The following is a 26,970-nucleotide window of genomic DNA, read 5'->3' on the forward strand; positions in this document are numbered from 1 at the left end:
TCGCCGCTAGCGGAAGGCGGCCAGGCCGGTGATGTGCTGGCCCAGGATCAGGGTGTGGACCTCATCGGTGCCCTCATAGGTGCGCACAGACTCAAGGTTGGCGGCGTGCCGCAGCGGCGAGTAGTCCAGGGTGATCCCGTTCCCGCCCAGGATGGTCCGCGCCTCGCGGGCGATGGTGATCGCCTCGCGCACATTGTTGAGCTTGCCCAGCGAGATCTGCTCGGGCCGCAGTTTCCCGGCGTCCTTGAGCCGGCCCAGCTGGAGTGCCAGCAGGGTGCCCTTCTGGATCTCCAGCAGCATGTTCACCAGTTTCTCCTGGGTCAGCTGGTAGCCGGCGAGCGGTTTGCCGAACTGCAGCCGCTCCCGGGAATACTTCAAGGCCGCCTCGTAGGAGTCCCGGGCCGCGCCCATTGCACCCCACGCGATCCCGTAGCGCGCTTCGTTAAGGCAGCTGAACGGGCCGCGCAGGCCGCGGGCTGCCGGGAGCAGCGCTTCCGGACCCAGCCGGACGCCGTCGAACGTGACATCGCACTGGATCGAGGCACGCATCGAGAGCTTCTGCCCGATCGGCGTGGCGGTGAGCCCCGGGGTGCCGGCGGGGACCAGGAAGCCGTGGACCCCGTCGTCGGTCATCGCCCAGACCACCAGCACGTCCGCCACCGAGGCGAGCCCGATCCAGCGTTTGGCGCCGTCCAGGATCCAGCCGGCGTCCTCTCCGGTGCCGTCGCGGCGGGCGAACGTCTTCATCGAGCCCGGGTCCGAGCCGGCGGTGGGCTCGGTCAGCGCGAAGCTGCCGAGCAGCTCGCCGGCGGCCATCCGGGGGAGCCATTCCTGTTTCTGCTCTTCGGAGCCCCACTTGTGGATGGCCGTCATGGCGAGCGAGCCCTGCACGGAGACGAAGGTGCGGATGCCGGAATCGCCGGCTTCAAGTTCCAGCGCCGCGAGGCCGTATTCGACGGCGGAGCGGCCCGGGCAGCCGTAGCCCTCCAGGTGCATGCCGAGGACGCCGAGTTCGCCCAGTTCCGGGGCCAGCTCGAGCGGGAAGACGCCGTCCTCGTACCAGCCGGCGATGCCCGGGCGGATGCGCTGGTCGGTGAAATCGCGGACCCGTTCCCGGAGGGCCAGCTCCCCGGCGCTCAGCAGGGAATCGATCGCCAGGACATCGGACACATCTGTTGCTTCAACACGGCTCATTTGAGCATCCTACGTTCACCTGCGGGCGGGGACCTGCCCGTTGCAGCCCGGTTACTCCCGGCCACCCGCCTTTGACCCTGCCCGACACGCCGGTGGCGCCGGCGTGTCGGCGGCCGTGGGGGAAAGCAACCGGGCTGGAGCGTTGGCCGGGGGCCCAGGCCTACACTGGTGCCATGGACACCGCCTCTGTTCTTGCCATCTGCCGGGTACACCAGTTGCTGAGCGATCCCGGAAGTGTCGGGGTGACAGCGATCGACAAACGGCCCGTGGCCGGACCGGTCAAGGTACACACGCTTGGACTGCACGGCGATATCCAGGCCAGCCGCGTCCACCACGGCGGCGAGGACCAGGCGCTTTACGCCTACTCCCAGGACGACGCCGACTACTGGGCCGCGGAGCTCGGCCGCGAACTGCCGCCGGGGATCTTCGGGGAGAACCTGCGCGTCGCCGGGCTCAGCGTCACCGACGCCCTGATCGGGGAACGCTGGAAGATCGGACTCGACGTCGAAGTCGAGGTGACCTCGCCGCGCACCCCGTGCGCCACCTTCCAGCGCCGAATGGAGGAACCGCACTGGGTCAAACGGTTCGGCGACGCCGGGCGGGTGGGTGCCTACCTGCGGGTGGTGCGGGTCGGCAGCATCCAGGCGGGGGACCACATTCACCGGATCTTCATGCCGACCCATGGGGTTACGGTCGGCAAGTGGTTCAGCGATCCCACGGTCGCGGACATGGAGGCCCTGCGGGACGCGGACGCCGATGGTGAGATCCGGCTCCAGCCGGAGTACCGCTTGGAGTTCGAGAAGCTGGAGCGCAGCGCGCTTTAGGCGCAGCAGCCCGACGGAGTCAGTCGCAACCGCCGCCACCGTCCCCGCCACCGCTGTCTCCTCCTCCGCTGTCCCCGCCGTCGCCGGATCCGCCGTCGGATCCGCCGCCGCCGTGGTGTCCGCGTGATCGGGTGTTCGGCCGGCGGGGGGCCATTGCGCCGAACAGCAGCACGCCGGTGGCATTGGGGTCCCCGCCCGATGCGACGAACGCTGCCCGGCGACTGCGGCCAAGGAGCCAGATGATCGCGAGGAAAAGGGCGAAGGACAGCCCCATGCCAACGACTATCGCGGCGGTGGTCCCCGAACCGGACTCATCGGCGTTGAGGGCATTGTTCAGCCTCCCGCCGAAATAGAAGCCGACGGGGACGGCGAAGATCAGCCTGCGCCCCAGCGCCCAGCGGAGCTTTGAGACGGGAACGGGAAGCTTCTTGAACCGGCGGCCGCGGGTTCCCTTACCGCTGCGCGAAGACATTATCGACCTTGCCATGAACCACACCCTACGGCCCGCAACCCTTCCATGACTTCATCAATGCGGTCTCCCTTCGGGCCGATGCAGACCAACGATGCACTGACGTTGGCTGGTTGGACTCGTGATCCGGTCTTCTGCCGCGACGCCTGATGGAATTCGACGCTCAGCCGGGACGAACATGTGGCCTTCTGGAGTGAACTTGTTGGGAACCCGCCCGGGCTGCTAATCCGGCTGAGTGCTGTGACGAACGGTGAGCTCATCGGCTTCATCGACCTTCACGGGCAGCAGGAGCGCCCCGGCCGGATCCAGGATTGCTTCCGACGCCCCGGGGCGCCGGAACAGCTGCCCGTGTGCGCAAGCTCACCGCCGTCGCGGGCCCCCGGGTTACCAATGCGCGGCTCCATGCCCTACAATTGGAATATCCCCCACTCCGGAAATCCCTTATTTCCTGCCCAATTCTTGAGGCAAGACTGGTAAGTGTTGGGGCCCGCGCAATTGAGATGCGGGCATTTTCATAGGGAGAGCCGGCTAAAGAAAACGCTGTACAGACTGCTGGGATAGCAGCCAAGAGTTGCAGCGGGAAGTCCTGCCACGGGATTGCGAAAGCGCCGGGCTTCTATGTGACCGGCCGGTCAAAGTATGCCCGGCGATTTAGCGTCACGCGTACTGCGGCTCCGCTCACCTCGGGTTGTGCCGCTTGGCCCCTATGGATGAGGATATTTCACCTATGCCCGAAAATCAGAACAACTCCGTCGAAACCGAAACCATTCAGAGCGACGTCGAGACTTCTGAAACGGCTGCCCCCGCAGCCGGCTCCGCCCCGGTATTCACCGAGGCTCCTGCTCCCGTTGAGGTTCCGGCCGAAGCCGAGACCGCGCCGCAGGCAGACACCAACGCTGCGGCCGAGACCGCGCCGCCGGCCGACACCCACACCGAAGCCGAGACCAAGGCCGCCCCGGCCAAGGACGAGGACGAAGATGAGGGCGTCAAGTTCGTTGACCTCGGCATCGACGGCCGCGTGCTGGCTGCCCTGCAGGACGTCGGCTACGAGAAGCCGTCCCCGATCCAGGCAGCAACCATCCCGCTGCTGCTCGAAGGCCGCGACGTCGTGGGCCTGGCCCAGACCGGTACCGGTAAGACTGCAGCATTCGCAGTACCGGCACTGTCCCGTCTGGCCGAACTCCACGACCTCAACGGCCCGTCCCGCAAGACCCAGGCCCTGGTGCTGGCTCCGACCCGTGAGCTCGCGCTCCAGGTTGCCGAGGCATTCACCTCCTACGCCAAGCACATCGATGACTTCACCGTCCTCCCGGTGTACGGCGGCTCCGCCTACGGCCCCCAGCTCGCCGGCCTGCGCCGCGGCGCCCAGGTGGTTGTCGGCACCCCCGGCCGCGTGATCGACCACATTTCCAAGGGCTCCCTCGACCTGTCCGAACTCCAGTACCTGGTGCTGGACGAGGCTGACGAGATGCTCCGCATGGGCTTCGCCGAGGACGTCGAGCAGATCTTCCAGCAGACCCCCGAGGGCCGCCAGGTTGCACTGTTCTCCGCCACTATGCCCAGCCAGATCCGCCGGCTGTCCAAGCAGTACCTGAACAACCCGGCCGAGGTCCAGGTCAAGTCCAAGACCACGACCGGCGCCAACACCCGCCAGCGCTACCTGCAGGTCATGGGCCCGCACAAGCTCGACGCGCTGACCCGCATCCTCGAGGTCGAACCGTTCGAGGGCGTCATCGCCTTCGTCCGGACCAAGATGGCCACCGAGGATCTGGCCGACAAGCTGCGTGCACGGGGCTTCCAGGCCGCCGCCATCAACGGCGACATCCCGCAGCAGCAGCGCGAGCGCACCGTTGAGGCCCTGCGTGACGGCAAGATCGACATCCTGGTCGCCACCGACGTCGCGGCCCGCGGCCTCGACGTCGAGCGCGTCAGCCACGTGGTCAACTACGACATCCCGCATGACACCGAGTCCTACGTGCACCGCATCGGCCGCACCGGCCGTGCAGGCCGTTCCGGCGACGCGATCCTCTTCATGACGCCGCGGGAGAAGTACCTGCTGCGTTCCATCGAAAAGGCGACCCGCCAGCCGGTCGAGCAGATGCACCTGCCGACCGCCGAGACGGTCAACACGCTGCGGCTGGGCAAGTTCGCCGAGCGCATCACCGAGACGCTCGAGTCCGAGGATGTTGCGGCGTTCCGCGACCTCATCTCCTCCTACGAGGAAGAGCACAACGTGCCCGCCTCGGAGATTGCTGCTGCACTGGCCGTTATGGCCCAGGGCGGCCAGCCGCTCCTGGTCAAGGAACTGCCTGCTGCTCCTGAATTCCAGAAGCGCGAACGCGCCAAGGACGGCTTCGGCTCACGCGGCCCGACCCGCACCCTGACCGAGGGCAACGCCACCTACCGGATCGCCGTCGGACGCCGTCAGCGCGTTATGCCGGGTTCCATCGTGGGCGCCATTGCCAACGAAGGCGGCATCTCCTCGGCCCAGATCGGCGGCATCGACATCCGCGCGGACCACTCCCTCGTGGAGCTCCCGGCGGACCTCAGTGCAGACCAGTTGAAGGCTCTGTCCCGCACCCGGATCGGCGGCGAGCTGATCCACCTCGAACTGGACAACGGCCGCAAGCCCTCAGGCGAACGCGGCAGCTACCAGGGTGGCGGCCAGGGCGCCAGCCGCGGCGGGTTCTCCGGCGGCGGGGATCGTGGCGGCAACTTCAAGGGCAACGGCGGCTTCAAGCGCGAATTCCGCAAGACCGACGGCGAGCGGTCCTCCGCTGACCGTGGCGGACGCTCCTTCAGCGACCGCAACGAGCGCGGCGTCGGCACCGACGCGGCCCGCAAGCCGCGCACCGAAGGCGGCTTCAAGCCCCGCAACAAGTGGTAACCATCAGCTGCTAAGCAACTGATCAACCCAAAGAACGGGCCGGCCCAACAGCCGGCCCGTTCTTCGTTAAGTTCCCTTGATCACATCCGGCTGCCCGGGGGTGCCGGGAGACCGGCTCCGGGGCACCGCGAGGCCCTGGATACCCCTGATTTCCGCGGATTTTGACGCTTTACATGCCGTTCCGGAGCCGATTTGTTGGCAGCGGAATCTTCCGGTAAAGTATTTACTCGTTGCCCCCCTAGCTCAGTGGTAGAGCGCGTTCTTGGTAAGAACGAGGTCACCGGATCGATTCCGGTGGGGGGCTCTGAATGAGGGCCTGTGTCAAGGCGGTTTTTGACCGGCTAGCGCAGGCTTTCCTCATTTATGGCGGCGTAGCTCAGTTGGTTAGAGCGCACGACTCATAATCGTGAGGTCGGGAGATCGAGCCTCCCCGCCGCTACCAGATAAGACCCCCGGAATCCGCAAGATTCCGGGGGTTTTTTGCGTCCTCAAAGTTCTTCGCTTTCAGAGAGCCATCTCTTGGATGCGCCTGAATTCCTTCCGAATCTCTGAGACATGGCTGTTAAATGGCTGTTCCTGGCCAGAACTGCTTCTTCGCACCGGGAGGGCCAGCTAGGGAAGCCCATCAGCGGCGTCCTGCGCCATAGAGCGCCCGCCGTGGCGCCACGGAGTAGCTCGGCACCATCTGCGCGTGCCGGGCCGTTAAATGGCCACCTGAGGGTTATGTGGCATGTCTCCCACGGTTGGTTCGGACCGGGGAGCCACCCCCGTCCGTTTCTGCGCCAGCCGCTGTCCAGATTGGAACTATGGTGTGAAAATCGAAGGGTCACCGGATCGACGCCGGGTGGGCCGCGGTACGTCATCACGGTAATGGGACCACTATTCCGCAGCGGTGGTGGTGAACGCTCCATTCAGTACAAGCTGCTCCAGCAGCCTTGAAGCCGTCGTCGTATTGCTTGGCAAGATGCTCCCCACGCTTCCATTCAGCTCGTACTCATCCTGCTCCGTGAGCAGCGTCAGCTTGCGACCGTACTTGACGCCACCTCGGATGCCCAACGCAATGCCGAGACCGCTGCAGCGGCGGCGGGAACCATGGCGAATAGCCTTCTCGACGCGTTGCGCTACGACGTGACATCAGGCACAGGCAAAGGGTGAGTGACATAGGCATCCCTTGTGACTCCGGCGGCAAACCGGCTTGGCTCCATCTGAAGTCCAGAACAGCGCTGTCTCCGCCGCTCCTCGCCGCACGCGGACTTCCGGCACCGTCGATCACATGGACACTCCAACTCCCGTCATAGGATGCACAACATGACCCAAAGTCCGCAGGACCCGCACCTTCCAGCCGAGCAACGTGCCCGAGTGCTCATCGATAAACAGCTCCGAGGCGCAGGCTGGAAGGTCCAAGATCGAAAGGATCGCAACCTTTTCGCCGGTCAGGGGATAGCCTGCCGCGAGGAAATCATGGCTCCAGGACACGGCCGCTCCGACTACCTCCTCTACGTGGACACGAAAGTGGTCGGCGTGATCGAGGCCAAACCGGAGGGAACCACTCTCAGCGGTGTGGAATGGCAATCTGCTACGTATGCTTCCGGGTTGCCGGACACCGTCCGCCGCAAGGTGCTCACCCGCGATGGGGAGCTACCTTTCGTCTTCGAGGCCAACGGCCATGAGATCCACTATACGAACGGTTTCGACCCCGAGCCCAGGGCCCGGATGGTATTCGGCTTCCCTCGTGCCGAAACCCTGGCCCGGCAGGTTCGCGACGCTGAGACCGGCAGCGAGACTCCGACGTGGCGCGGGAAGGTGCACACCATGCCACTGCTGGACGAGACGTCCCTGCGTCCTGCACAGATTATCGCCGTTCAAGGCGTGGAACAGAGCCTTTGTGAGCAGCGCTTCGACCGTTCGCTGATTCAAATGGCCACCGGGGCCGGCAAAACCTATACAGCCGTGACGCTGGCCTACCGACTCCTGCGCTATGGAGGCTTCCGCCGCATCCTGTTCCTGGTGGATCGCAACAACCTCGGCGACCAAACTACCGGGGAGTTCCAGAACTACCGCAACCCCGACGACGGGCGCCGCTTCACGGAGCATTACAACGTGGACAAGCTCACCCGGGCAGGCATGCTTGAGTCCTCGGATGTGGTCATCTCAACCATCCAGCGCGTGTTCCGAGTCTTGCAAAACGAAGAAGTAGCTGACGAAGACGATCCTCAGCTGGACGCCTTCGTCCCGGAATCACCGGTGGAGGTGGCCTACAATCCTCAGCTGCCGCCGGAGTCCTTCGATCTGGTGATCGTCGATGAAGCGCACCGGTCTATCTACGGGGTCTGGCGCCATGTGCTTGAGTACTTCGACGCCCATGTCGTGGGACTCACCGCCACTCCAGGCAAGCAGACCTTCGCGTTCTTCCGCCAGAACTTGGTTGCTGAATACACCTACCCACAATCAGTGGCCGACCGGGTCAACGTGGACTTCGACCTATTCCGAATCAAGACCGAGATTTCCGAGCACGGCGGGAAGATCGAGGCTGGGATCATCGTTCCGAAGGTCGACCGCCGTACCCGGGAGCAAAAACTCGTCGCACTCGATGAGGACCTCGAGTACACCAACAAACAGCTCGACCGCGCCGTAACTTCCCGCTCCCAGATCCGTACGGTGCTGGAGACTTTCCGGGACCGGCTTTTCATCGACATCTTCCCGGGCCGTGAGACGGTGCCGAAGACCTTGATCTTCGCCAAGGACGATGCCCATGCCGAGGAGATTGTCACTACCGTCCGTGAGGTCTTCGGCAAGGGCAACGGCTTCGCCGCGAAGATCACCTATCAGGCGAAAGACCCCAAGGTGCACTTGCAAGCATTCCGGACTTCTCCGACCCTGCGCATTGCGGTGACCGTGGACATGATTGCCACTGGAACTGACGTGAAGCCGCTGGAGTGTGTCTTTTTCATGCGGGACGTCCGCTCGGCTCAGTACTTCGAGCAGATGAAGGGCCGCGGTGCCCGCACCATCTCATCCACGGATTTCCAGGCTGTTACGCCCGATGCCAAGGAGAAGACCCGCTTCGTAATCGTCGATGCCGTTGGCGTGACCGAGCACGACTTCGTGGAGCCCCCGTTGAACCGGAAAAAGGGCATGTCGCTGCAGAGGCTGCTCGAGAAGGCGTCATCATTGACCCTCACCGAAGACGAAACGGCGACTCTGGCCTCCCGTCTGGCCGCCCTGGAACTGCAACTTAGCCCGGAGGAACGGAAGGAGCTCGACGACGTCGCGGGAAGGCCGTTGCAGGGTATCGTGCGGGATCTTGTGGATGCCGTGGACACCGACCGCCAGGCTGCTATCAGCGCCGATGCCGCCGACCAGGACCAGGCTATTCAGGAGCTCCTGGATCAGGCGGTCAAGCCGCTGGCGGCAAATCCGGAACTGCGTCAGCGCATCCTGGAGTTGCGCCGTACTCACGACCGGGTGATCGATGAGGTGACAAAGGACGTGCTGCTGGACGCCCACGGGGTCGTGGACCCGGCACTGGCGCGTTCAGTTGTAGACTCGTGGACGGCCTATTTGCAGGAGCACCGGGACGAAATCACGGCGCTCCAGCTGCTCACGGAGGCGAGGCAGCGCCGGGTGTCCTTTCCAGATATCCAGGAGCTGGCGGAGCGCATATCCCGCCCGCCGCACAACTGGACTCCAGACGTGCTATGGGCAGCTTACGAGAAAGTAGAGCTTGGAAAGGTGCGCCACAGTGACCGCCACACGCTCACAGACCTGGTATCGCTACTGCGGTTCGCTACAGGGCTGGACGACGAGCTGGTTCCCTACGCCGACCTTGTCCGTGAGCGGTACGCCAGCTGGCTAGCACAACAGAAGCAGGCGGGCACGGAGTTCACCGACAAGGAAAGATGGTGGCTGGACCGGATGATTGAAGTCATAGCAGTATCAACTGGCATCTCCGCCGACGATCTGGATGAGGCGCCGTTCACCGAACGAGGGGGAGTCGACGGAGCTTTGCGCGACCTAGGCGACAACGCCGCCGACTATATTAAGGAGCTCAACGAGGTGCTGACGGCGTGAGGGAACTTCCTAATAAGTGGAAATGGCTGACATTGGGAGACGTTGCCAAATGGAGTAGTGGGGGAACACCTAAGGCCGGCACCGCGTCCTACTACGATGGCCACATACCGTGGGCGATCATCGGCGATCTCTCCGACGGGCCGCTTACCCACACCCGAAGTTCAATTTCTGAACTTGGGTTGCTGAACTCCAGCGCGAAATGGGTGCCTTCCGGCAGCTTGCTCATTGCGATGTATGGGTCCATCGGCAAGTTAGGCCGGACCGTCCATGAGGTGACGACCAATCAAGCGATCGCCGCAGCTATGCCTGGCCCTGGCGTAAAGCTGATGTACCTTTTTTACTACCTTTTGTCCCAGCGCGCTGCTCTGGCAGCGGCAGGAAAAGGCGCGACTCAGAAGAACATAAGCCAAACCGTCCTGAAGCAGTGGCCTATTCCCGTCGCACCCCTCGACGAGCAAACCCGCATTGTCGCCGAAATCGAGGACCATTTGATGACCCTCGATTCGGCCATCATGACAGTGAAGACCAATCGAGTGCGAATCGAGGCACTACGACGGCAGCTGATTCAAGCGGCTATCTCCGGTCAAAACTCCTCCGAAGAACGCAAGCCATGGGAGTCAACTGATGTCCACGACGGTAACCTGCCAGATATCCCCGTATCGTGGTCTCCGGCCCGGCTGGGGGACATCGCAGAAGTCGTGGGTGGCGTGACGAAGGATGCCAAGAAGCAGTCCACCCCCGGCTATATCACTCGCCCTTATCTCCGTGTCGCTAATGTTCAGCGAGGCCATCTGAACCTTAAAAAAATCACTGAGATCAAAGTTGCCGAAAAACAAGCTGTTCAACTTGAACTTCGGCCAGGTGACGTCCTCCTCAACGAGGGCGGTGACCGAGACAAACTCGCCCGTGGGTGGGTCTGGGAAGGTCAGGTCCCTCATTGCATTCATCAGAACCACGTGTTTCGTGCGCGAATCCGAGACGGCGTTCTCGACCCCTACTTCCTGTCGTTTCTCACCAACACCCTCGGCGGTGCGTGGGCGGAGCGGAATGGGAGGCAGAGCGTCAACCTCGCATCCATCAGTCTGTCCAAGATCAAGCAGATGCCGGTTGTCGTTCCGCCTTTCGAGGAGAGTAAGCGCATTGCCCACGAGCTTATGGGCCAACTCGCCAATCTCAACCGGCTCGACCAAACGCTTGAGAGTGCCTTGAATCGTGCGGACAATCTTCGCCGCTCTATCCTCACCACCGCGTTCGAAGGACGGCTGACCCAAAGATATCTAGCGGCCGCTATTGACCCCGGCATGCCCTCTCCCGACAACCTGAACATGACTCTTGAGGCACTCTAAAATGACCGATACTCGCCGCCTTATCGATAAGCTTTGGTCCTACTGCCACGTTCTGCGGGACGACGGCGTAGGCGTGCTCGAATACACCGAGCAGCTGACCTACCTGTTGTTCCTCAAAATGGCGCACGAGCGAGCCACCCGGAAACTGAAGCCGGAGCAGATTATCCCCGAGGAATTCTCCTGGACGCAGCTCACAGATGCCAAGGGCGAGCAGATCGAAACCCAGTACAACCGCATCCTGCACGGCCTCGGTCAGCAGTCTGGCACGGTAGGCGTGATCTTCCGCAAGGCGCAGAACCGAATCCAGGATCCGGCCAAGCTGCGCCGGCTGGTGGTGGACCTCATCGACAAGGAACACTGGTCCTCTGCTGGCACGGACATCGCTGGTGACGCCTATGAAACACTGCTCGCTAAGAGTGCTTCGGACAAGGGATCTGGGGCCGGACAGTACTTCACTCCACGCCCGTTGATTCAGGCGATCGTCGACATTGTGCAGCCTACGGTTGTGGACACGGTCACCGACCCGGCCTGCGGGACGGGAGGATTCCTCCTGGTCGCTCACGACTACGCGGAGCAGCACGCGGAGTCTATGACGCCACCCGAGCGGCGAAAACTGCGGGAGACCTTCGCCCATGGCATAGAGCTCGTCGACGGGACCGCCCGACTCGCCGCGATGAACATGCTCCTGCATGGCATTGGCGGCCCAAACGGGCAAGCCGTGATCGAGGTAAAGGATTCCCTCATCGCCGACCCGGGGGAGCGTTGGTCGGTGGTGCTGGCAAATCCGCCCTTTGGGCGGAAGTCCTCCCTCACGATGGTTGGGGCGGACGGGCGGGAGGTCCGCGAAGACCTGGAAATCGAGCGTCCAGACTTCGTGGCGACCACCTCGAATAAGCAGCTCAACTTCGTCCAGCACATCATGACTATCTTGGCCATGAACGGCCGGGCCGCTGTGGTCGTGCCGGACAACGTCCTATTCGAAGGCGGCGCTGGCGAAACCATCCGGAAAAAGCTGCTCACAGACTTTGACCTGCACACCATGCTTCGGCTGCCCACCGGCCTGTTCTACGCCCAGGGTGTAAAGGCAAACGTCTTGTTCTTCGACAAGAAGCCAGCCAGCGAGCAGCCCTGGACCCGAAAGCTGTGGGTCTACGATCTGCGCACAAAGATGCACTTCACGCTCAAGCAGAACCCCTTGCGCCGGACCGATCTTGACGACTTCGTATCCTGCTGCAAACCCGGTCGCCCCTATGACCAACGGAAGGAGTCCGAGCGGTTTAAGGCCTTTGATTACGACGAGATTGTCGCTCGGGACCAAGCCAACCTCGACATCACATGGTTGAGCAATGAGTCCCTGGAAGAACTCGAAAACCTGTTTTCCCCTGACATCATTGCCCGCGAGATCGTTGCTGACCTCACTGTGGCGCTGGCCGAATTCGATGCCGTGGCGACTGCGCTGGAAGAGCAGCTGAGCCCTTCAGAGCCTGATGAGGATGCACTGACCGCGGACTGACCGGGAGAAGCCATCGTTGTGCGCCGTTGTCACAATGCGCGAATTCGTCCCCAACTGAACTCTTTTGGGGGTGGTGAGGCCTAAGAAGGGGAGCCCCCCGTAATTTTCCGACATCTGATGGTTCATAGCCTCCTCAAGGGGCCCTTCGCATTTAGGCATGGTTGGTTTGTGTCGTCCGGTAGGGGCGGTGGCCTCCGGCGGCGAGTAGGCATCTGAGCCGGTAGTTGGTGAAGTTGCGGAAGCCACAGGCGATTCTGCGGGTGGTTCTATGACGCGGTTGATTGCTTCGGGGGGCGTTGGAGGCGCCGTTGGTGTCGAAGTACGCCAGGATCGCCAACTTCCATTGTTTGAGTGTCCGGCCGAGGCGGGCGACTTCCGGGATGGAGCAGGTCGGGAACGACGCGATCACCTCGGTGACGAGTGCCCCAGCACGAGGTCCCGCAGCCGGGCGTGAACGATGCCGTCCGCGTCACGAGTGTGATCCACGATCCCGGTGACCATCCCGGTGCCGGGCGGACCAGTGTGGGCCCAAACATGTTCGTCGACGCCGAGCGCATTCACCCCCACCAACCGGCCAGTGTCAGCGCTCCGCCGCGCGGCCTCGGCCAGGATCCCGTGCCACACCGTGTGCCAGGAGTCTCACGAGCTCGTGGGCCAGCGCCGATACCGAAGTGTCGAAATGCTGCAGCGCGTCGGTTGCCCAGTTCACGGCACGGGCGGTGATTTTCGCCCGGGGCCCGGCCAGCGGATGCTCCTCGGTGAACGTCGTCCTCGGGCAGTCCGGATCCGGGCAGCGCCAGACATGCTTGGCCCACAGCAGCCGCACCGGGCGGCCGAAACAGGGAATGTCGTGGAGCCGGACCTGCCGGCGTCCGTGCCCGACCGCGACGACGCCGCAGTCGGGGCAGCCGGTGACGTCCTCCCCCGTCTCGACGCCCAGAATCAGTCCGCCTTGGATGGTCGTGACGGAGCTGACGTGGACGCCATCGACACCGAGCAGCGCATCCGCGCGCGTGCACCAGCTGCCATCAGAACAAGACATAGAGTTATTCATGTCAGGGTCTCTTTTGGTATTGGTTTGCTTGGTCGCTACCAATTCAAAGGAGCCCTGACCTCTTTCCCTCTGCACCACGCCGCACCGGAAACGGCCCTACCCCGCGGCGCCAGTCTCAGACCGCCCTAACCACGTTCATCTGCGAAGGCCGCATTGCTTCATTGCGGGCCCTATGGATGTCACACAGCAATAGTGACGCTGCGCCGTGATCAGATAGTGCCCAGGATTACTGATCAAATTGGGGGAACAAATGTCGAAAACAACAATCTGGAACCAGGAGCCACACACAGCCGCCAAGCACGCTCTCTTGCAGAGATATCTAGGTGGATGGTTTCCGATACTTAGCCGACACAACGGACGCATCCTATTCTTCGACGGGTTTGCCGGTCCCGGACGATACGAGGGCGGCGAGCCGGGTTCCCCCATCATCGCTCTTGAAACTCTGTTGGATCATGGGTATGGACCGAACATGTCCCACAGGGAGTTCATGTTCTTGTTCAATGAAGCGGACCGGAAACGGTGTGAGCAACTCCGCGAGGTAGTCGATGAGCTAATGGAGGCGCGGAAGCCTTGGCCGGAGAACGTTAGCGTCGCCGTAGAACATGGAGACTTTGAATCCACGGCGGAGGGCCTGCTAACTCACCTTGAGGAGCAAAAGAAGAAACTTGCACCGACCTTCGCTTTTGTTGACCCCTTTGGCATCTCAGGCCTGCCCATTGAACTCTTAGGACGCTTGCTCAACTTTGACAAGTGTGAGGTCTTTGTCTTCTTTAGTTTCAACGCCATCAACAGGTTTGCTTCAGCCGGCAACGTCGATGAACGCCTGACTGAACTCTTCGGTACAGATCGCTTCAAGGAAGTGCGTGGGCTCGCGGGGCACGCCCGGAAGAAGTTCCTACATGACCTGTACCAGGAGCAACTGAAAACCGTGTGCAAATTCCCATACGTCCAGAGCTTCGAAATGATAACAAAGGACGGACACACAGGACACTACCTTTTCTTCGGAACGAGAAACGTGGCCGGTCTAAGAGTAATGAAGGAAGCCATGTGGAAAGTTGACCCCGGTGGAACTTTCCAGTTTTCGGATCGCCTGGCTGGGCAAGACGTCTTGTTCGTCGATGAACCGGACACCTCACCCCTCCAGAAGGAACTGGCCTCACACTTCGCCGGCAGAACCCTGACCTTCGAGCAAGTGGAAGAATACGTCCTAGTGCACACTCCGTATGCCAGTAAGCACGTAAAAACCGCGACTCTGAGACCCATGCAGCATGCAGGTAAGGTAACCAGCCCCAACCAGAAACGAAAGGGATTCTTTCCCGCGGGGACACTGATCGCGTTCGCGAGCACGTGAACGATACGCACAAAGCCTGCATGGACAAGTGGAACGAGCGGGAGGGGTTACGTTAGACGGTATCCCTTATTTTCTTGCATCAGTGGAAAGCGTGGAGAGGCAATCGTGAGTTCAAACTCTCCGATCGAATGGACCCAAGCGACTTGGAACCCAGTTACAGGTTGCGACAGGGTCGCTGCGGGCTGTGATAACTGCTATGCACTCGCGCTCTCCAAGCGACTGAAGGCAATGGGGGCCGAGAAGTATCAGAATGACGGGAACCCCGCCACGTCCGGGCCCGGCTTTGGGGTAACTATCCATCCTTCTGCTCTTGACCAGCCGCGAGCGTGGAAGAAACCGCGTCTTATCTTCGTAAATTCCATGAGCGATCTCTTCCACGCGAAGGTGCCGCTATCGTTCGTGCAGGACATTTTTGACGTCATCGAGTCGACTCCCCAACACACCTACCAGGTATTGACCAAGCGGTCTCACCGCATGGCTCGGATGGCCGATCGCTTGTCCTGGCCGTCGAACCTGTGGATGGGGGTTTCAGTCGAAGATGCGGATGTAATCGACAGAATCGACCACTTGCGGTCTACTCCATCAGAAATCCGATTCCTGTCGTGCGAGCCGCTCCTGGGTCCATTGCCCAACTTGAACTTGTCCGGTATCGACTGGGTGATAGCCGGTGGGGAATCAGGACCAAATCACCGTCCGATGGAAGTGGCTTGGGTCGAAGACATTCGAGATCAATGTGCTCGTCACGACGTGCCGTTCTTCTTCAAGCAGTGGGGCGGACGAACTCCCAAGCAAAATGGTAGGACGCTCGGGGGCCGCACTTGGGACTCCATGCCCAAAGTGGGCTGACGGAATCTGAGAAATCATTCTCCAACGGCCGCTCGAGGAGATCTCGTCAGGATCGATCGCCGGAGTCTCCGACGAAGCGTTCGACTATCGCGTCAATGGCCCGCTCTGGAGTGGGCTCTCGAGCGCTACCACGTGACCACGCATAAGGCTTCGCAGATCACCAACGACGCTAACGACTACTGTCGAGAAGTTGGAAATCCCCGGTACATCCTGGACCTCGTCAAGCGCATCGTCAGGGTGTCCGAGGAACAGTTGCCCGCGCTGGTGGTTGTGGAGTGACCGGATCGAGTAGTGCCATGCCGCCCGGGATGTTGTTTGAGAGCAGTCCGGTTCTGTTGACCCCGCTCCCTGACCCTGGCCGACGCTATGCACCACTGAGGGCTTGGAAAACCGTACGCACCTTTTACAGAGTAGGTTGACCACATGTCAGTTCAAGCCCCGGATCTAAATCTCCTCGTGCAGCGCATCCTTGCTCAACAAAGGGCGGCCATCGCGGCAGTCGCGGATCAAGCGCTCGAATGCTTTGTCGAGCCGCCCGCCGGCTCTGCTGCGTTGCGAGACCGGGAATGGGCTGACGAGAGCGAACACAGAGATTTGGTGTTGGGCGTGTTCGCCGAATCTGTTGGAACCGTCGCGTTGTTGCTTTCCGCCATCGACGAACATCGCCAGGGAATCATCGCGCTGTTGGACGGCGAAAAGATGCTTGCGCTACCCGCCATGAACTGCGTCCGTGCCATACACGACGCCGCTTTGCGGATCTGTTTGCTGACCGACCTTGGCATTTCTCCACAGGCGAGACTTGTCCGATCGGCCGCCGACTTTTTAGCCAAGGTCCAAGGGGGCATCCCTATTCTGCGAATTTTTGACGGGATCTTAGGAGATAGAGGCGATCTGCAGAGAGGCAAGGACGGCAGGGACGGGGCTGTGGAACACTTCAGGAGCATCGGACTCGAAGTGGAAGTGAACTTAAACGGAGATGCGAAGAATGTCCGCTGTGGGCCCGTAGTGGCCAACGTAAATGTGAAGAGCACAGAATTGAGCCTGAAGTACACACCAAGAATCCATTACGCCTGGGGCCTTAACTCAGGCGCCACACACTCAAACCCCTGGCTGACGTATGGGCTCTCAGGGCCGTGGTCCCAAGTGCTCGTGTCACTGGCCTCCCCTCTGCTGGATATTTCTGATGCTCTCGCCACCAACCTCCTCGGATACGTAGGACTATCTGCGGAGGGAGTGCACAAATCAACGCATACTCGGCGACTTATGTTGACGGACCGATATGGGCGTGATGGTCGTCCTTTCGTGGACCACAAGACATACCGGCAGGGCCGGTAGGGCCGGATCGTCCAGCCGCAGGGCGGCGTGCGTTGCCGCGGCCGGGTCCGCCTCCCGGTGAGTGCGGCGTAGGGCACAATGAATCCATGTGCGGCAGATACGTGATGTCCAAGGCCACCGGGGATCTCCTCAGCCATTTCGAGGCTAAGGAGGTAGAGGGCAGCCCGCCCCCGCCCAGCTGGAACGTCGCTCCGACCCAGGACGTTCCCATCATCGCGGAGCGCCTGGACGAGGGCTCCCTGGATCGCCGGTTGTTGATCGCCCGCTGGGGTTTGGTTCCGTCCTGGGCCAAGGACATCAAGATCGGTTCGAGGCTGATCAACGCCCGCAGCGAGTCGATCCTGGACAAGCCGTCGTTCCGTAAGGCTGCCGTCAAACGCCGGGCGCTGGTCCCGGCGGAGGGTTATTACGAGTGGCAGAAGACCGAGGACGGAAAGAAGATCCCGAATTACCTCTACTCCGAAACGGAGAATGTGCTGGCCTTCGCCGGGCTGTATGAGTTTTGGCCGGACCCGTCCCTTCCCGAGGATGACCCGAATAGGTGGCTGCTCAGCTGCACCGTCCTGACGACCACGGCGCATGATTCTCTCGGCCACGTCCATGACCGGGCTCCCGTCATCATTCCGCCCAGCATGTACGCCCGGTGGCTGGACCCGGACACCACGGACAAGGAAAAGGTGCAGGAGATGCTCGACGCCATCCCTGAACCTGTCCTGACGCCCCGGGTGGTCACGGACCGGGTCAACAGGATGCGCAACAACGGCCCGGAACTCATTGAGCCGACCACCTAATCACTGCTCGCTGGCGCCCGGCCACGTGGCCGTAGCATGTCGGGCAAGGTGATGTCCGCGGGGGACAGTTCCGGCCGTGCACGGAGGACGCGCAGCGGGTGACGGAAGGACCTGCCGGACCAGGCCGTATCGGCGGAGACTTCCACCGCCAAAGGTTCCACCAGCGTCAGCGCCACGGGGTCCTTGTCGCGGTTGAACCGGTCCAGGGTGGTGCCCTTCACCGTCGCCGGCCAGGGGTGGGCGCCGCGGGGAGGTTGCAGCCACCGCGCCAGTTCCCGCGCAGCTGTCGTCTTCAAGGGTGTGGATCTGCCGACGATCCGTAGCTCCCCGTCCAGGACCAGCCCGGCCACGACCTCGCGGGGTTCGGTGATAGGCCCGACGACTGCTCCGCAGATGATTTCTACGGTTTCGCGGTGCTTGAGTTTCAGCCAGGAACGGGCGCCAGGCGTGTAGGGCTGGTCGGTGCCTTTGATGACCAGCCCCTCGATCCCGGTGTGAGGCAGGTCTTCAAACCATCTGGCCGCCTCGTCCGGATCGGTGGTGGCGGGGGAGAGGGAGAGCGGAGGTGCCCAACCGCGGGGCAGTTCTTCCAGGAGCGCCCGCCGTTGACTCAGCGGCAGTGCCCTTGCATCTTGTCCGGCCACGGCCAGAACATCGAAGGCCACGTAACTGGCCGGCGCCTGCCGAACAATTCCGGGGAGAGTCTTCGGGCCGGCGCCCAGACGTTGCTGCAAGGCGGAGAAGTCCAGCCTGCCCCCGGCCCAGATCACGGCTTCGCCGTCGACCACGCACCCGGGCGGCACCTCTGACGCGAGGGCGGCAGTGAGTTCGGGGAAGTACCCGGTGAGCTCCTTGCCCTGCCTGGACCACAGGGTCACCCCGGTATCGTCGTGGATCGCGACGCAGCGGTAATCGTCCCATTTGGGCTCGTAGGACAGGCCGCCGGGCAACGCATCAGCTCGTGGCGTCCTCGTGACGGCCCGGGCTAGGGCCAGCTTTAGCGGGGGACAGGGCCCGCTGGCAGCCCGGACCCGGACGGCGGTCTAGCTACCTCCATCGATGCCTTCCAGCGCTTCTACCTCGGCGTGGTCCAGCAGTGCTGCCGAGCCGGCGCCGGTGGCCCGGGCCAGGTCGTCCAGTGATTTGAAGTGGACCCGGGCGAGGCTGATGGCCAACAGCTCCAGGAAGGTGGTGCCGTTGCGTTGTTCCAGGTCGCCCAGATAGTCGAGCACGCGGTCTTCCAAGGCGCCGGGTCCTTGGATTCTTCTGCGGCGAGCCGCGTCAGTGTCAGGGCCGCGAGGTCCGGGCTGTCGTAGATGAGTCCCATGGACCAACGCTACGCACCCCGCCGGTTCCGTCAGGGGCCGCCGCTAGCGCCAGCGGTAGGATTCCAGTGCCCGGAGAAGGGGAGCGGGGCCACCTTTTAGGTGGTCTACGGGACGGGTTCCGGCAAGTGCCGTGGACGGGGTGATCATCCAGAGGGTGAAGTAGTTGTGCGGGATATCCAGCTCCATGGCTCTGCGGAAGAGTGCCGTGACGGTTGGCTGGAGCTGGCCGCCGGAGAGGAACTGGAAGCCCGGGCAGAAGGTGCCGTCGTCGATGAAGACGCGAACGAGCCGGCGCATCACCGGTTCGGGGTCTTCCATGAGCTCGGAGAGCCGCCGGCGGACAAGCTCCAGGGAGGGCAGTGTGAATTCTCTGCTGATTCCTTCCCACGTCTGATCGCTGATGGGTTGGCCGTTCACTCTTCTTCGGTTGTGTCGTCGGCGTCGCTGATGCTTTCCAGGAGCCATTGGGTGGAGAGCGGGTTCCGGCGCAGCGTAAAGGTTCGAAGGGCGGAGTGGGAACCGAGGACCTGGACCCGCCAATATTCGATGCTGACCAGGTCGCCGCTGCCGACGGCTGCCGTGCGGCGGGTGTCCCACCAGGCGTCGCGTCCGAACCAGTGCTGGGAGTCGGTGTCGGGGTCGACAAGCCAGATCCGTCCGTCGTGGCGGATGGCGAGGGGTTTGCCTGCCGGGTCGGTCCGGACCTGCAATTCGTTGGTCTGGGTGGGGGCTTCGATGGTGGTGGTGGTCATGGGGGTGCGTTCTTTCGTGGTGCTGTCGTGCGGGTGTTTTAGGCGGCTTTGACGAGGGGGAGTTCGTCCCAGTGGGTGGTGTAGCGGGGGGAGAGCATGTCCCGTTTCATGGTCCAGTCCGGTCCGCCGCGGATGCCGCCGTGGCCCAGGCCGATGGATCCGCGCCCGTACCGGCGGGTGATGTCTTCGAGGAGGGTTCCGACGTGGCGTTCCTCGTGCGGGTTCTCGAAAAGGGCCAGGGGTGCCTGGTTGCCGCTGGGTCTCAGATCGGTGACCATGATGCCGGCCCTGGCGTACCGGATGCCCTCGCAGATGCGGGGGAGTAATGCATGGGCTGCTTTGGTGAGCAGGACCGGATCGGCGGTCGGCATCGGGAGCGGCACGCACACCGAGGGGTAGGAGGTGTCTTTCGGGTTGAAGTGTGAGGTCCCGGCGAACGCGGTAAGGACTTTGGCCTGGAGCCCGTGTTTGGCCAGCCGCGCCGAGGCCTGCTGGCCGTAGACGCTCATGACCTGCCGGATCCCGGCCGCAGTGGTGATCGGGGTGGCGAAGGAGCGGGAGAAGATGAGCTGGTCCCGGCCGATCCGTTCTTCCTCCATCGGGATGCAGGGTGTTCCCTGCAGTTCCAAGACGGTGCGCATCATGACGACGGAGAAGCGGTCCCGGATCATCACCGGATCCGCCCGGGACAGATCAAGGATCGAATGGATCCCCAAGCCGTTGAGGCGTTTGGTCAGCCGCGTGGCGACACCCCAGATCTCGATGACCGACAGGCGCCGCATCAGCCCTTCCCTCTCGGCGGCGGGCACGGAGTCCCAGTGGCAGACTCCGTCGAAGGCGGGGTTGTTCTTCGCCCACTTGTTGGCCAGCTTCGCCAGGGTCTTCGTGGGCGCGATGCCCACACAGACCGGTACCCCGACGTTTCGCCGCACGGCGATCTTCATGTCCCGGCCCAGGGCCAGGAGCTCGTCCGGGGTGCCTTTGACGCCGAGGAAGGCCTCGTCGATGCTGTAGACCTCCAGCCAGGCCGAGTACCGGCCCAGCAGCTCCATGACCCGGGCGCTGATGTCGCCGTAGAGCTCGTAGTTGCTCGAGAGGGCAACGAGGCCCCATTGCTTGGCGCGCGGGGCGAGTTTGAACCAGGGCTCACCCATGGCGATGCCGAGGGCCTTGGCTTCGGGGGAGCGGGTGACGGCGCAGCCGTCGTTGTTGGACAGGACGATAACGGGCCGGCCCTCCAGCGACGGGTCGAAGGCCCGCTCGGCCGAGGCATAGAAGCAGTTCACATCCACGTGCGCGATCTGCGGCATATGCCGCATCACCGCCGGCTTAGACATGGTGCAAACACCGGGTCACAACGCCCCACACGACCAGATCGGATAAGGACGGCACCCGGATATCCGGGTAGGCCGGGTTCTCTGTCTGCAGCACGACCCCGGTTCCGGTGATCCGCAGCCGTTTGATGGTCAGCTCCCCGTCCAGGACCGCAACGACAACGGACCCGTCCACCGGTTCCAGAGCCCGGTTGACGATCAGTTCATCACCGTCGCTGATCCCCGCGCCCTCCATTGACTCCCCGGACACTCGCACGACATACGTGCTGGTGATGTCCTTGATCAGGTGCTCGTTCAGGTCGATCCGGCCATCAAAGTAGTCCTGCGCGGGCGAGGGATACCCGGCTGCAACAGCGACCGGGGAGATCAGCACCGACAACAACGATGCGCCCGCATCTATCACGCGGGGACCGACAATAACGCCCACAACACACCTTTATTCGAATATATGTTCGATTCATTTTAAGTGTACTGGTGCACCCCGACAAAAGAACTATCCAGGTTCCGGACCGGCCTCCGGCGGACGGGTTGTACGCCAATGGGGACAGCTTTGAGCTGTGCGGAGGGCTCCACCACCTGTCCACAATGGGCACAACCCGGTGGGCGTCCTTGCTGCCGGCACGACGCCATCGGCTGATGTCATCGCCGGTCCTGAAATGGGTTGTTTCCTGGCGGGGCAGCCGGGGGAGCGGCGCGGTAGGTGACGGCATCTATCGGGCCTATGAGGAAGCCTCTGCGCGAGTCCAGGACTCAAGCGCGGAGGCTCCCGGTTCTCCAAGCTGGGGGGACTGGAGAACCAAAAGCCATTCTACTAGCCGGCCTGACGCCACGCCGCTGGGAAACGCGACCTTCCGGTCACGGCCGGGGACGGCGGCCCCGGGTCCTGCCTGCCTGCCATCCGGGAACGGCGGCGTCCAGAAGTTTGACCTTCACTGGGTCGAGGTCCCCGCGGCGTCGTTTGTATCGCTGGGCGTGGATCCAGACTCCGAGGGTGTGTTCACGTTCGGAGTCATAGTCGTGGTGGCGTGGCCAGTCGTTTCCTTCCTGCCGGAAATCCACGAGCTCTGCCAGGCGCTCGTGCCACCTGGCTTCGTCCGCTACTTCCCGGCGGTTCTCGGCCCACCCCGGCACCCGGGCAAGACCGTGGCTGTAGTCCGGGTCCAGGGATCCTTCGGCTGCTTCGCGCCGGCGACTGGATAGCCAGCGCGCCATCGACCTTTCGTCCCGGTCGCCGGAACTGCCCTCAGGGAGCCGGCCTTCGGCAGAGACCCAGGCGATGACCTCTTCCATGCGGGCAAGGTCCGTGGGGGAGGGGCCGGGTTTGGTACCCGCGGCGGCGTGGTGTTCGGCCTCGAGTCCCGGGTCCTGGCGGCGGGCGATGACCAGGTGGTACCCGACGACGGCGGGATGAACGCGCACTAGCTCAGCGATGCGTTTCCGGCTCAGTCCGAGCCGGTACATCAGCACCCATTCCGCGTCAGGAGCGCGCCGCAACCGCCTGTCCATGGGCACTATCCTGCCATGACCCAGACTCGCAATACGGGCGTGCACCCGGGCCCATAGGCACTGCTAATTGCCCGGGTGGCTCCGGTGCCGGGTCAGGTCGGGGGATCAGTCCGTGCCGAAGAGGTCGAAGTCCAGATCGAGGTCAAGCGGCGAGTTCTGCCGTCTCCATGTGGAGGTGACGGGTGCGGTGGTCAGCGCGCGGGCGATCGGAATCCGGTCTGCGGCCACGAGCTGGTCCAGGTTGAGACTTGTCGGGGCGGCAATGTCTCGGACGGAGACCTGGAAGGTGCGGAACGGGCAAAGCGGGGCGATGCGCGTACTGTGGGAGGTGCTGTCGCACGAGCCTCAGTTAGTGTCGAAGGTCCCCCTCATGAATGCCGCGCTGCTTCTGAAAGAGAAGGACAAGCATCCCACGGTCAAGCAGAACGAGTTGGCACTCTTTTCAATGATTCTTCAGGCGAGACTCGCTAAGGAACTTGGGCCATCACTCAAGCAATAGCGTTCGGTGTTGGCAGAGAGAACACGGAAGAACATCCTGGACTGGACGACGGAAGCAGTTCAGAGGAGGGAGAGGACGGTATTCAGAGCGGTGCACGAAGAAGAGGACTTTGCGATGCGTTTGGGCCACGTCAGCGATGAGGAGTTGACATAGCAGCCTGTCGTTACGCTCCGAAGGGGTTGCGTCCGATGAACCCCTTCGCTGTGGCGGCTTCGACCAACGGTTGCACGCCTGCGTCGTCGAGGGCGCCTCGCAACGCTTCAATTAGCGCTGTCACGTAGTGGACAGCGGCATAGTTGCTGGGTGACGAATTGCGAATGCGTTCCGCGTAGTGCGCCACCAGAACCGGACCGTGAACGGAGAGCGTCCCTTCTGGAAGGTTCGGACGGAGGCCCTGCGTCCCGAGACCGATGCTGCGGTTGCTCAGCAGTTCCGCCGCCTCAGGAATGCCATCGCCAAGGTAAGGGACGGTGTCTGCCCAGCAGGCAAGTTTTTCGATGTCTAGGGTCCTTGGCACGCCCCTCAGTCGTGCTATTAGGTGGTCGCGAAGCCATCTCTTCCACACTTCGCCGCCGTCGATCCCGTCCTCACGGAGGAAGCGCACAACCGCATGAGCAAAATCGGCTTCATGCACTCCACCGTCGGTAAGCACGCTCTGATCGAGCAGGGTCCGGCGTGACTCTGGAGTGATACCAGCGAAGGACACGATTGAGACGACTAGTGCAAAGAATCGATTCCGCATATGCGGGCCTGTAAGTGCGTCCAAGCGGGCCCACTCTGCAATCGTGCTGTCCAGAAGACCCGCCGCGAGCAACTTATCGTTGTGTCGAGGGTGACGTAGGTAGGAATTCCAAGCCAACGCCGCAGTCGATTCCTCGAGGAAGAGCGGCAACACATGCTCGGCCGCGAAGGTTTCGTCAGCGGCGAAGAAAAAGAACAAGTAACTGGCCATGGCCGGGCGGGTGGCATTGAGCGCGTACGGTGGACCGTCGAGAAGTTTCGTAAGGGCATCCCGCTCTTCATCACTGAGGCCTGACCATTCATCGCGATGCTTCCGCCACCGTCGGTCAACCTCGACCGTCCAGTAATGCGCAAGGTCCCCTGGCCAAGAATTGAGATGCAGCGGTGCGCTCGAGACCAAGTCCACTCCTTCGGAATGAGTGAACATGTGGCGGTGCTTCTCCCAGAGGTGGAGGGCCATGCGGCGCATGGCCGCGAGAGCCGGTGTCTCGTCGCTGTCGATCTGCTTGTTAACCTGCTCCAGCAGGAATCGGCTGACTGAGCGTGCGGATTCAAGAAATTCAACTTGTGTTGCAACTCGTGCGATGACAGCGTCGACAATCCCACTCAGTGTCGCCTTTGCCCAGCCCTCAATAATAGCTCGGCGAAGATCGTTTGCCTGAGTTTCTGGCTCCGTCCGCTCATCGATGAGTGCCCAGAACTGTTCGCCGAATTCTGGTCGGGATTCAGCCACTCGGCCGACGAGAGATAGAGCGTCGCGCCACTCAGGTTGGTCGAAGTTCCGTGTCGAGTAATCCCGAGCTAGAACGTCATCGACGGCGGCGGAGGGATCCTCTTCAAAGGATCTGATAAAGTCCTCCGGTTCCACAGGCAGTTTTCCGCCCCAGGTGCCGCTCGTCATCCACGTGTCGAAGTCGGGATTTTCCCGTGGGGCGAAGTCCGGGTTTGCGGCATGTGCTGCTGCCAGTGCTGTGCTCGCCTCTGACCATCGTGGCGCAACTTGGGCCAGCCATACGAGTAAATTGTAGGTCGCGTAATTGATGTGTCGGTCACGGTCGGGGGAGTCTTCGGGGTGGCTTGGTCCGACTTGTGCCGCTGCGAGAAGGTGATCGCGGGCTTCGTTTGATGCGTTTTCGGTCGCTACCTTTAGAACGGCGTAAGTCTCGTGTTTGAGGTCGGGTTCATAGAGAGCAGCCTGTTGGAGCAACCACGAGATTTTCTCGTCAGGCGTCCGAGAATCGTCAAGTGCGAGTAGATAAAGCGCGAGGCGGCGGAAGAGTGGTCGACCCAGTGACCACCATCGCTCGGGCAGATCAGGCCGTGAGGGCAAAGCTTTCTCGCCGTATGTTCGAAGTCCATCGATGACTGCGTCGACGGGGTCACGAAATTCATCCTGCTCGTGTGGTTCGATTGCCGAGCGACCGAAGCTCAGCGGATCCCAATCACGTTCGCCTTGGTAGGCATCGAGCAGGTCATAAGCGGCGCTCAGAGAGTCCTCCAACACCGCTCCCAGCGTAGAGTCGCCAGACACGGTCACCTCGACAACCTTGAGGATGTGCCCAGTGAGAGTGTCTGCCTCGGTGTTCCACTGGACTTCGGCGTCCGGGGTAGCTGTCAGGTCCCCCGGGTCATCAAGGAGCCAGCGTCGCTTGAGAACGAGGTAAGGTCTGAGGGCCGCTCGAAGCACCGTTAGGTCCTCCGGGCGATCACTCGGGAGATGTGAGAGGAGCGTCTCTGTGGCGACCGGCATCGAGTGACCGTGAACTGACGTCGCCAGGAACGCCTTCCACCGCCGCCCGGCGCCAGCATCCACCTTGCTCAGCTCGTCGGCGGCCCAACAGGCAACACGGAAGAGGCCGCTGCCGAATGTCTGGCCCAACCGCTGCACCGTCTGAAGTGCGGCCCCATGCAGGTCCGGTAACGCGATGAAGTTCCGACAGAACCAGCTTCCAAGGATGGTGGCCGTAGGGTCTCCGTCCTGACCAGCAAAGATCGATTTGAACTCGGAAAGGCCTTCCGCCCAGTGGAGCCACGCTACCTGGATATCTGTTTCAACAGCTGCGACCGCCTGGACAAACTCGCGCCCACCGTTAGCGGTCGCGAGTTGACCGACGAGGTAGTCGTAGTCGACCGGAGTGAGTGTCGGTCCGCCGTTGACGACTTCAACAATCCGAGCGCGGTGTTCGGTCTGCCCCATCCGGGCGCGGAGATCCCACGCCTCAAGTGCAGCGACAAGGGCCCTATGATCGTGATCCTGGACAGGGTAACCGATTATCTGTACCCGCAGCCTTGACCACTTAGTGTCGTCGACCTCGCCAGCACTCGTGAACGCGTATCGAGGCGTCCCCGACGGCAGCCCGAGCGCGAGGTAGCTCATGATCGGATCATCATGGCTGTAACCGACGAACAGCACCGTAAACCTCTGAAACATGGGGAGCAGGAACCGAGTAGCCCATGCATTGGTGAGATACGCCCGTCCGAAGTCTCTGTCGGTGAGAACCAGCTCCCGAGGGTGGCGGAGTACCGAACCGTGAAGATGGACGATGCCGGTGAAATCTTCTCCGAGCGGTAGGGCCGGACCGACCCATGTGTCGGAAACCTCGATCCCCCCAGCAACTGCTGCCGACGAGAGGTGGTCATCGAAGTTCGTTGTGACGACCCGCAGTTGGCCAACTGAAGAGGCCACCCGAACGATCGCGGTGTGGGTTGTGTTCGGTGCGGACCCTTCGCGAGCGATGATTTCGCGGGTGTGGCGGTGCGTGTCGAAGCCCTCTGGCATCAATCCCAGGAAGAAATCAAGCGCAACGTGCTCGTCGAAAGGCACTCGTGCCATTTCTGCCAACTGACGGGCCAACTTATCGAAGAGCGGAAGTCCCGACGGAGCGTCCACCGAAGCCCCTGCGCCAATGAAAAATACCAAGCGCCCCTCGGATTGTGCATCGAGAACGGCTTGGGGCAAATTTACGTCACTGGTAATCCACACTTGATCTCCCCCTGCAGCGCAGATTTCAGGCTCATGCTTCAACCTGTCTTCACGTATTTACGACTAGTCCCTGCGATCACATCGATCTTATCGAGGGACTACGACGGCGCGGGCATTGGCGCTTGTGATGAAACGCTCTCGTCATG

25 protein-coding genes and 2 tRNA genes are annotated in these 26,970 nt (G+C 62.3%); 13 read left to right on the forward strand and 14 right to left on the reverse strand.

Annotation, left to right across the window (positions count from 1 at the left end):
- Positions 1-6 precede the first annotated feature (6 nt).
- Positions 7-1,194, reverse strand: a complete 1,188-nt coding sequence (locus tag AC50YM_RS13255; RefSeq protein ID WP_494957418.1) for an acyl-CoA dehydrogenase family protein — start codon at positions 1,192-1,194, stop codon at positions 7-9.
- Between the two features lie 173 nt (positions 1,195-1,367).
- Here AC50YM_RS13255 and AC50YM_RS13260 point away from each other — a divergent pair, with 173 nt between their 5' ends.
- Positions 1,368-2,018 (forward strand): MOSC domain-containing protein, encoded by a 651-nt coding sequence (locus AC50YM_RS13260; protein WP_494957419.1) that lies wholly within the window; start codon positions 1,368-1,370, stop codon positions 2,016-2,018.
- Positions 2,019-2,037: 19 nt separating this feature from the next.
- On the opposite strand, the gene AC50YM_RS13265 is transcribed toward AC50YM_RS13260, so the two are convergent.
- Positions 2,038-2,505: a hypothetical protein gene (locus tag AC50YM_RS13265; protein ID WP_494957420.1), complete on the reverse strand. Its 468-nt coding sequence runs from the start codon at positions 2,503-2,505 to the stop codon at positions 2,038-2,040.
- Between the two features lie 709 nt (positions 2,506-3,214).
- On the opposite strand from AC50YM_RS13265, the gene AC50YM_RS13270 reads away from it, so the two are divergent.
- The 6 genes from AC50YM_RS13270 (at position 3,215) to AC50YM_RS13295 (ending at position 12,304) form a co-directional block, all read left to right on the forward strand.
- On the forward strand, positions 3,215-5,374 hold the full coding sequence (locus tag AC50YM_RS13270) for a DEAD/DEAH box helicase (protein WP_494957421.1): 2,160 nt from the start codon (positions 3,215-3,217) through the stop codon (positions 5,372-5,374).
- Between the two features lie 232 nt (positions 5,375-5,606).
- Positions 5,607-5,678 (forward strand) — tRNA-Thr (locus AC50YM_RS13275).
- 61 nt (positions 5,679-5,739) lie between these two features.
- Positions 5,740-5,816, forward strand: a tRNA-Met gene (locus AC50YM_RS13280).
- An 866-nt stretch (positions 5,817-6,682) separates the two neighbouring features.
- Positions 6,683-9,445: a type I restriction endonuclease subunit R gene (locus tag AC50YM_RS13285; protein WP_494957422.1), complete on the forward strand. Its 2,763-nt coding sequence runs from the start codon at positions 6,683-6,685 to the stop codon at positions 9,443-9,445.
- Positions 9,442-10,791: a restriction endonuclease subunit S gene (locus AC50YM_RS13290; RefSeq protein ID WP_494957423.1), complete on the forward strand. Its 1,350-nt coding sequence runs from the start codon at positions 9,442-9,444 to the stop codon at positions 10,789-10,791. Before AC50YM_RS13285 ends, AC50YM_RS13290 begins: the two co-directional genes overlap by 4 nt.
- A gap of 1 nt (position 10,792) precedes the next feature.
- Positions 10,793-12,304, forward strand: a complete 1,512-nt coding sequence (locus AC50YM_RS13295; RefSeq protein ID WP_494957424.1) for a class I SAM-dependent DNA methyltransferase — start codon at positions 10,793-10,795, stop codon at positions 12,302-12,304.
- Positions 12,305-12,455: 151 nt separating this feature from the next.
- Here the strand turns inward: AC50YM_RS13295 and AC50YM_RS13300 are convergent, their stop codons facing one another.
- Genes AC50YM_RS13300 through AC50YM_RS13310 form a run of 3 tightly spaced genes read right to left on the reverse strand, consistent with a single transcriptional unit; the run spans position 12,456 to position 13,346 of the window.
- A complete protein-coding gene (locus tag AC50YM_RS13300; RefSeq protein ID WP_494957425.1) occupies positions 12,456-12,713 on the reverse strand; it encodes a transposase in 258 nt (85 codons plus the stop codon).
- Positions 12,710-12,874, reverse strand: coding sequence for a hypothetical protein (locus AC50YM_RS13305; protein WP_494957426.1), 165 nt, complete (start codon positions 12,872-12,874; stop codon positions 12,710-12,712). Before AC50YM_RS13305 ends, AC50YM_RS13300 begins: the two co-directional genes overlap by 4 nt.
- Before the next feature lie 10 nt (positions 12,875-12,884).
- A complete protein-coding gene (locus AC50YM_RS13310; RefSeq protein WP_494957427.1) occupies positions 12,885-13,346 on the reverse strand; it encodes a transposase family protein in 462 nt (153 codons plus the stop codon).
- Between the two features lie 262 nt (positions 13,347-13,608).
- Between AC50YM_RS13310 and AC50YM_RS13315 the strand changes: the two genes are divergently transcribed.
- The 5 genes from AC50YM_RS13315 to AC50YM_RS13335 all read left to right on the forward strand — a co-directional run bounded on the left by AC50YM_RS13315 (position 13,609) and on the right by AC50YM_RS13335 (position 17,681).
- Positions 13,609-14,709 (forward strand): three-Cys-motif partner protein TcmP, encoded by a 1,101-nt coding sequence (locus AC50YM_RS13315; protein WP_494957428.1) that lies wholly within the window; start codon positions 13,609-13,611, stop codon positions 14,707-14,709.
- Positions 14,710-14,814: 105 nt separating this feature from the next.
- Complete coding sequence (locus AC50YM_RS13320; protein ID WP_494957429.1) at positions 14,815-15,555, forward strand: DUF5131 family protein; 741 nt, start codon at positions 14,815-14,817, stop codon at positions 15,553-15,555.
- 132 nt (positions 15,556-15,687) lie between these two features.
- Positions 15,688-15,834: a hypothetical protein gene (locus AC50YM_RS13325; protein WP_494957430.1), complete on the forward strand. Its 147-nt coding sequence runs from the start codon at positions 15,688-15,690 to the stop codon at positions 15,832-15,834.
- A 144-nt stretch (positions 15,835-15,978) separates the two neighbouring features.
- Positions 15,979-16,890 carry a hypothetical protein gene (locus tag AC50YM_RS13330; protein WP_494957431.1) on the forward strand — a complete coding sequence of 304 codons (912 nt, stop codon included), beginning with the start codon at positions 15,979-15,981 and terminating at the stop codon, positions 16,888-16,890.
- A gap of 86 nt (positions 16,891-16,976) precedes the next feature.
- Positions 16,977-17,681: an SOS response-associated peptidase gene (locus AC50YM_RS13335; RefSeq protein ID WP_494957432.1), complete on the forward strand. Its 705-nt coding sequence runs from the start codon at positions 16,977-16,979 to the stop codon at positions 17,679-17,681.
- On the opposite strand, the gene AC50YM_RS13340 is transcribed toward AC50YM_RS13335, so the two are convergent.
- The 8 genes from AC50YM_RS13340 to AC50YM_RS13375 form a co-directional block, all read right to left on the reverse strand.
- Positions 17,678-18,631, reverse strand: a complete 954-nt coding sequence (locus AC50YM_RS13340) for an ATP-dependent DNA ligase (RefSeq protein ID WP_494957433.1) — start codon at positions 18,629-18,631, stop codon at positions 17,678-17,680. The two genes, AC50YM_RS13335 and AC50YM_RS13340, sit on opposite strands and share 4 nt — an antisense overlap.
- 93 nt (positions 18,632-18,724) lie before the next feature.
- The gene (locus AC50YM_RS13345) at positions 18,725-18,925 is read right to left on the reverse strand and encodes a hypothetical protein (RefSeq protein ID WP_494957434.1); all 201 of its coding nucleotides are present in this window, start codon (positions 18,923-18,925) and stop codon (positions 18,725-18,727) included.
- 126 nt (positions 18,926-19,051) lie between these two features.
- On the reverse strand, positions 19,052-19,426 hold the full coding sequence (locus AC50YM_RS13350; RefSeq protein ID WP_494957435.1) for a hypothetical protein: 375 nt from the start codon (positions 19,424-19,426) through the stop codon (positions 19,052-19,054).
- Positions 19,423-19,761, reverse strand: a complete 339-nt coding sequence (locus AC50YM_RS13355; RefSeq protein ID WP_494957436.1) for a hypothetical protein — start codon at positions 19,759-19,761, stop codon at positions 19,423-19,425. Before AC50YM_RS13355 ends, AC50YM_RS13350 begins: the two co-directional genes overlap by 4 nt.
- A gap of 38 nt (positions 19,762-19,799) precedes the next feature.
- On the reverse strand, positions 19,800-21,098 hold the full coding sequence (locus AC50YM_RS13360; protein WP_494957437.1) for a Y-family DNA polymerase: 1,299 nt from the start codon (positions 21,096-21,098) through the stop codon (positions 19,800-19,802).
- The gene (locus AC50YM_RS13365) at positions 21,091-21,522 is read right to left on the reverse strand and encodes a LexA family protein (RefSeq protein ID WP_494957438.1); all 432 of its coding nucleotides are present in this window, start codon (positions 21,520-21,522) and stop codon (positions 21,091-21,093) included. The genes AC50YM_RS13360 and AC50YM_RS13365 overlap by 8 nt, the downstream gene beginning before the upstream one ends.
- Positions 21,523-21,950: 428 nt before the next feature.
- On the reverse strand, positions 21,951-22,601 hold the full coding sequence (locus AC50YM_RS13370; RefSeq protein WP_494957439.1) for a helicase associated domain-containing protein: 651 nt from the start codon (positions 22,599-22,601) through the stop codon (positions 21,951-21,953).
- 105 nt (positions 22,602-22,706) lie between these two features.
- Positions 22,707-22,829, reverse strand: coding sequence for a hypothetical protein (locus AC50YM_RS13375; protein WP_494957440.1), 123 nt, complete (start codon positions 22,827-22,829; stop codon positions 22,707-22,709).
- 142 nt (positions 22,830-22,971) lie between these two features.
- Here AC50YM_RS13375 and AC50YM_RS13380 point away from each other — a divergent pair, with 142 nt between their 5' ends.
- Positions 22,972-23,100, forward strand: coding sequence for a hypothetical protein (locus tag AC50YM_RS13380; RefSeq protein WP_494957441.1), 129 nt, complete (start codon positions 22,972-22,974; stop codon positions 23,098-23,100).
- Between the two features lie 163 nt (positions 23,101-23,263).
- Here AC50YM_RS13380 and AC50YM_RS13385 read toward each other — a convergent pair whose 3' ends face one another.
- Positions 23,264-26,665, reverse strand: a complete 3,402-nt coding sequence (locus tag AC50YM_RS13385) for an SIR2 family protein (RefSeq protein WP_494957442.1) — start codon at positions 26,663-26,665, stop codon at positions 23,264-23,266.
- Positions 26,666-26,970 lie beyond the last annotated feature (305 nt).

The organism is Pseudarthrobacter sp. RHLT1-30-1 (assembly GCF_059383415.1).

Excerpts from the sequence above, each read along its gene's own strand:
- AC50YM_RS13255 (WP_494957418.1), bottom strand. The coding sequence starts at position 1,194 with ATGAGCCGTGTTGAAGCAACAGATGTGTCCGATGTCCTGGCGATCGAT.
- AC50YM_RS13260 (WP_494957419.1), top strand. The coding sequence starts at position 1,368 with ATGGACACCGCCTCTGTTCTTGCCATCTGCCGGGTACACCAGTTGCTG.
- AC50YM_RS13265 (WP_494957420.1), bottom strand. The coding sequence starts at position 2,505 with ATGGCAAGGTCGATAATGTCTTCGCGCAGCGGTAAGGGAACCCGCGGC.
- AC50YM_RS13270 (WP_494957421.1), top strand. The coding sequence starts at position 3,215 with ATGCCCGAAAATCAGAACAACTCCGTCGAAACCGAAACCATTCAGAGC.
- AC50YM_RS13285 (WP_494957422.1), top strand. The coding sequence starts at position 6,683 with ATGACCCAAAGTCCGCAGGACCCGCACCTTCCAGCCGAGCAACGTGCC.
- AC50YM_RS13295 (WP_494957424.1), top strand. The coding sequence starts at position 10,793 with ATGACCGATACTCGCCGCCTTATCGATAAGCTTTGGTCCTACTGCCAC.
- AC50YM_RS13310 (WP_494957427.1), bottom strand. The coding sequence starts at position 13,346 with ATGTCTTGTTCTGATGGCAGCTGGTGCACGCGCGCGGATGCGCTGCTC.
- AC50YM_RS13315 (WP_494957428.1), top strand. The coding sequence starts at position 13,609 with ATGTCGAAAACAACAATCTGGAACCAGGAGCCACACACAGCCGCCAAG.
- AC50YM_RS13330 (WP_494957431.1), top strand. The coding sequence starts at position 15,979 with ATGTCAGTTCAAGCCCCGGATCTAAATCTCCTCGTGCAGCGCATCCTT.
- AC50YM_RS13335 (WP_494957432.1), top strand. The coding sequence starts at position 16,977 with ATGTGCGGCAGATACGTGATGTCCAAGGCCACCGGGGATCTCCTCAGC.
- AC50YM_RS13355 (WP_494957436.1), bottom strand. The coding sequence starts at position 19,761 with ATGACCACCACCACCATCGAAGCCCCCACCCAGACCAACGAATTGCAG.
- AC50YM_RS13360 (WP_494957437.1), bottom strand. The coding sequence starts at position 21,098 with ATGTCTAAGCCGGCGGTGATGCGGCATATGCCGCAGATCGCGCACGTG.
- AC50YM_RS13370 (WP_494957439.1), bottom strand. The coding sequence starts at position 22,601 with ATGGACAGGCGGTTGCGGCGCGCTCCTGACGCGGAATGGGTGCTGATG.
- AC50YM_RS13380 (WP_494957441.1), top strand. The coding sequence starts at position 22,972 with ATGAATGCCGCGCTGCTTCTGAAAGAGAAGGACAAGCATCCCACGGTC.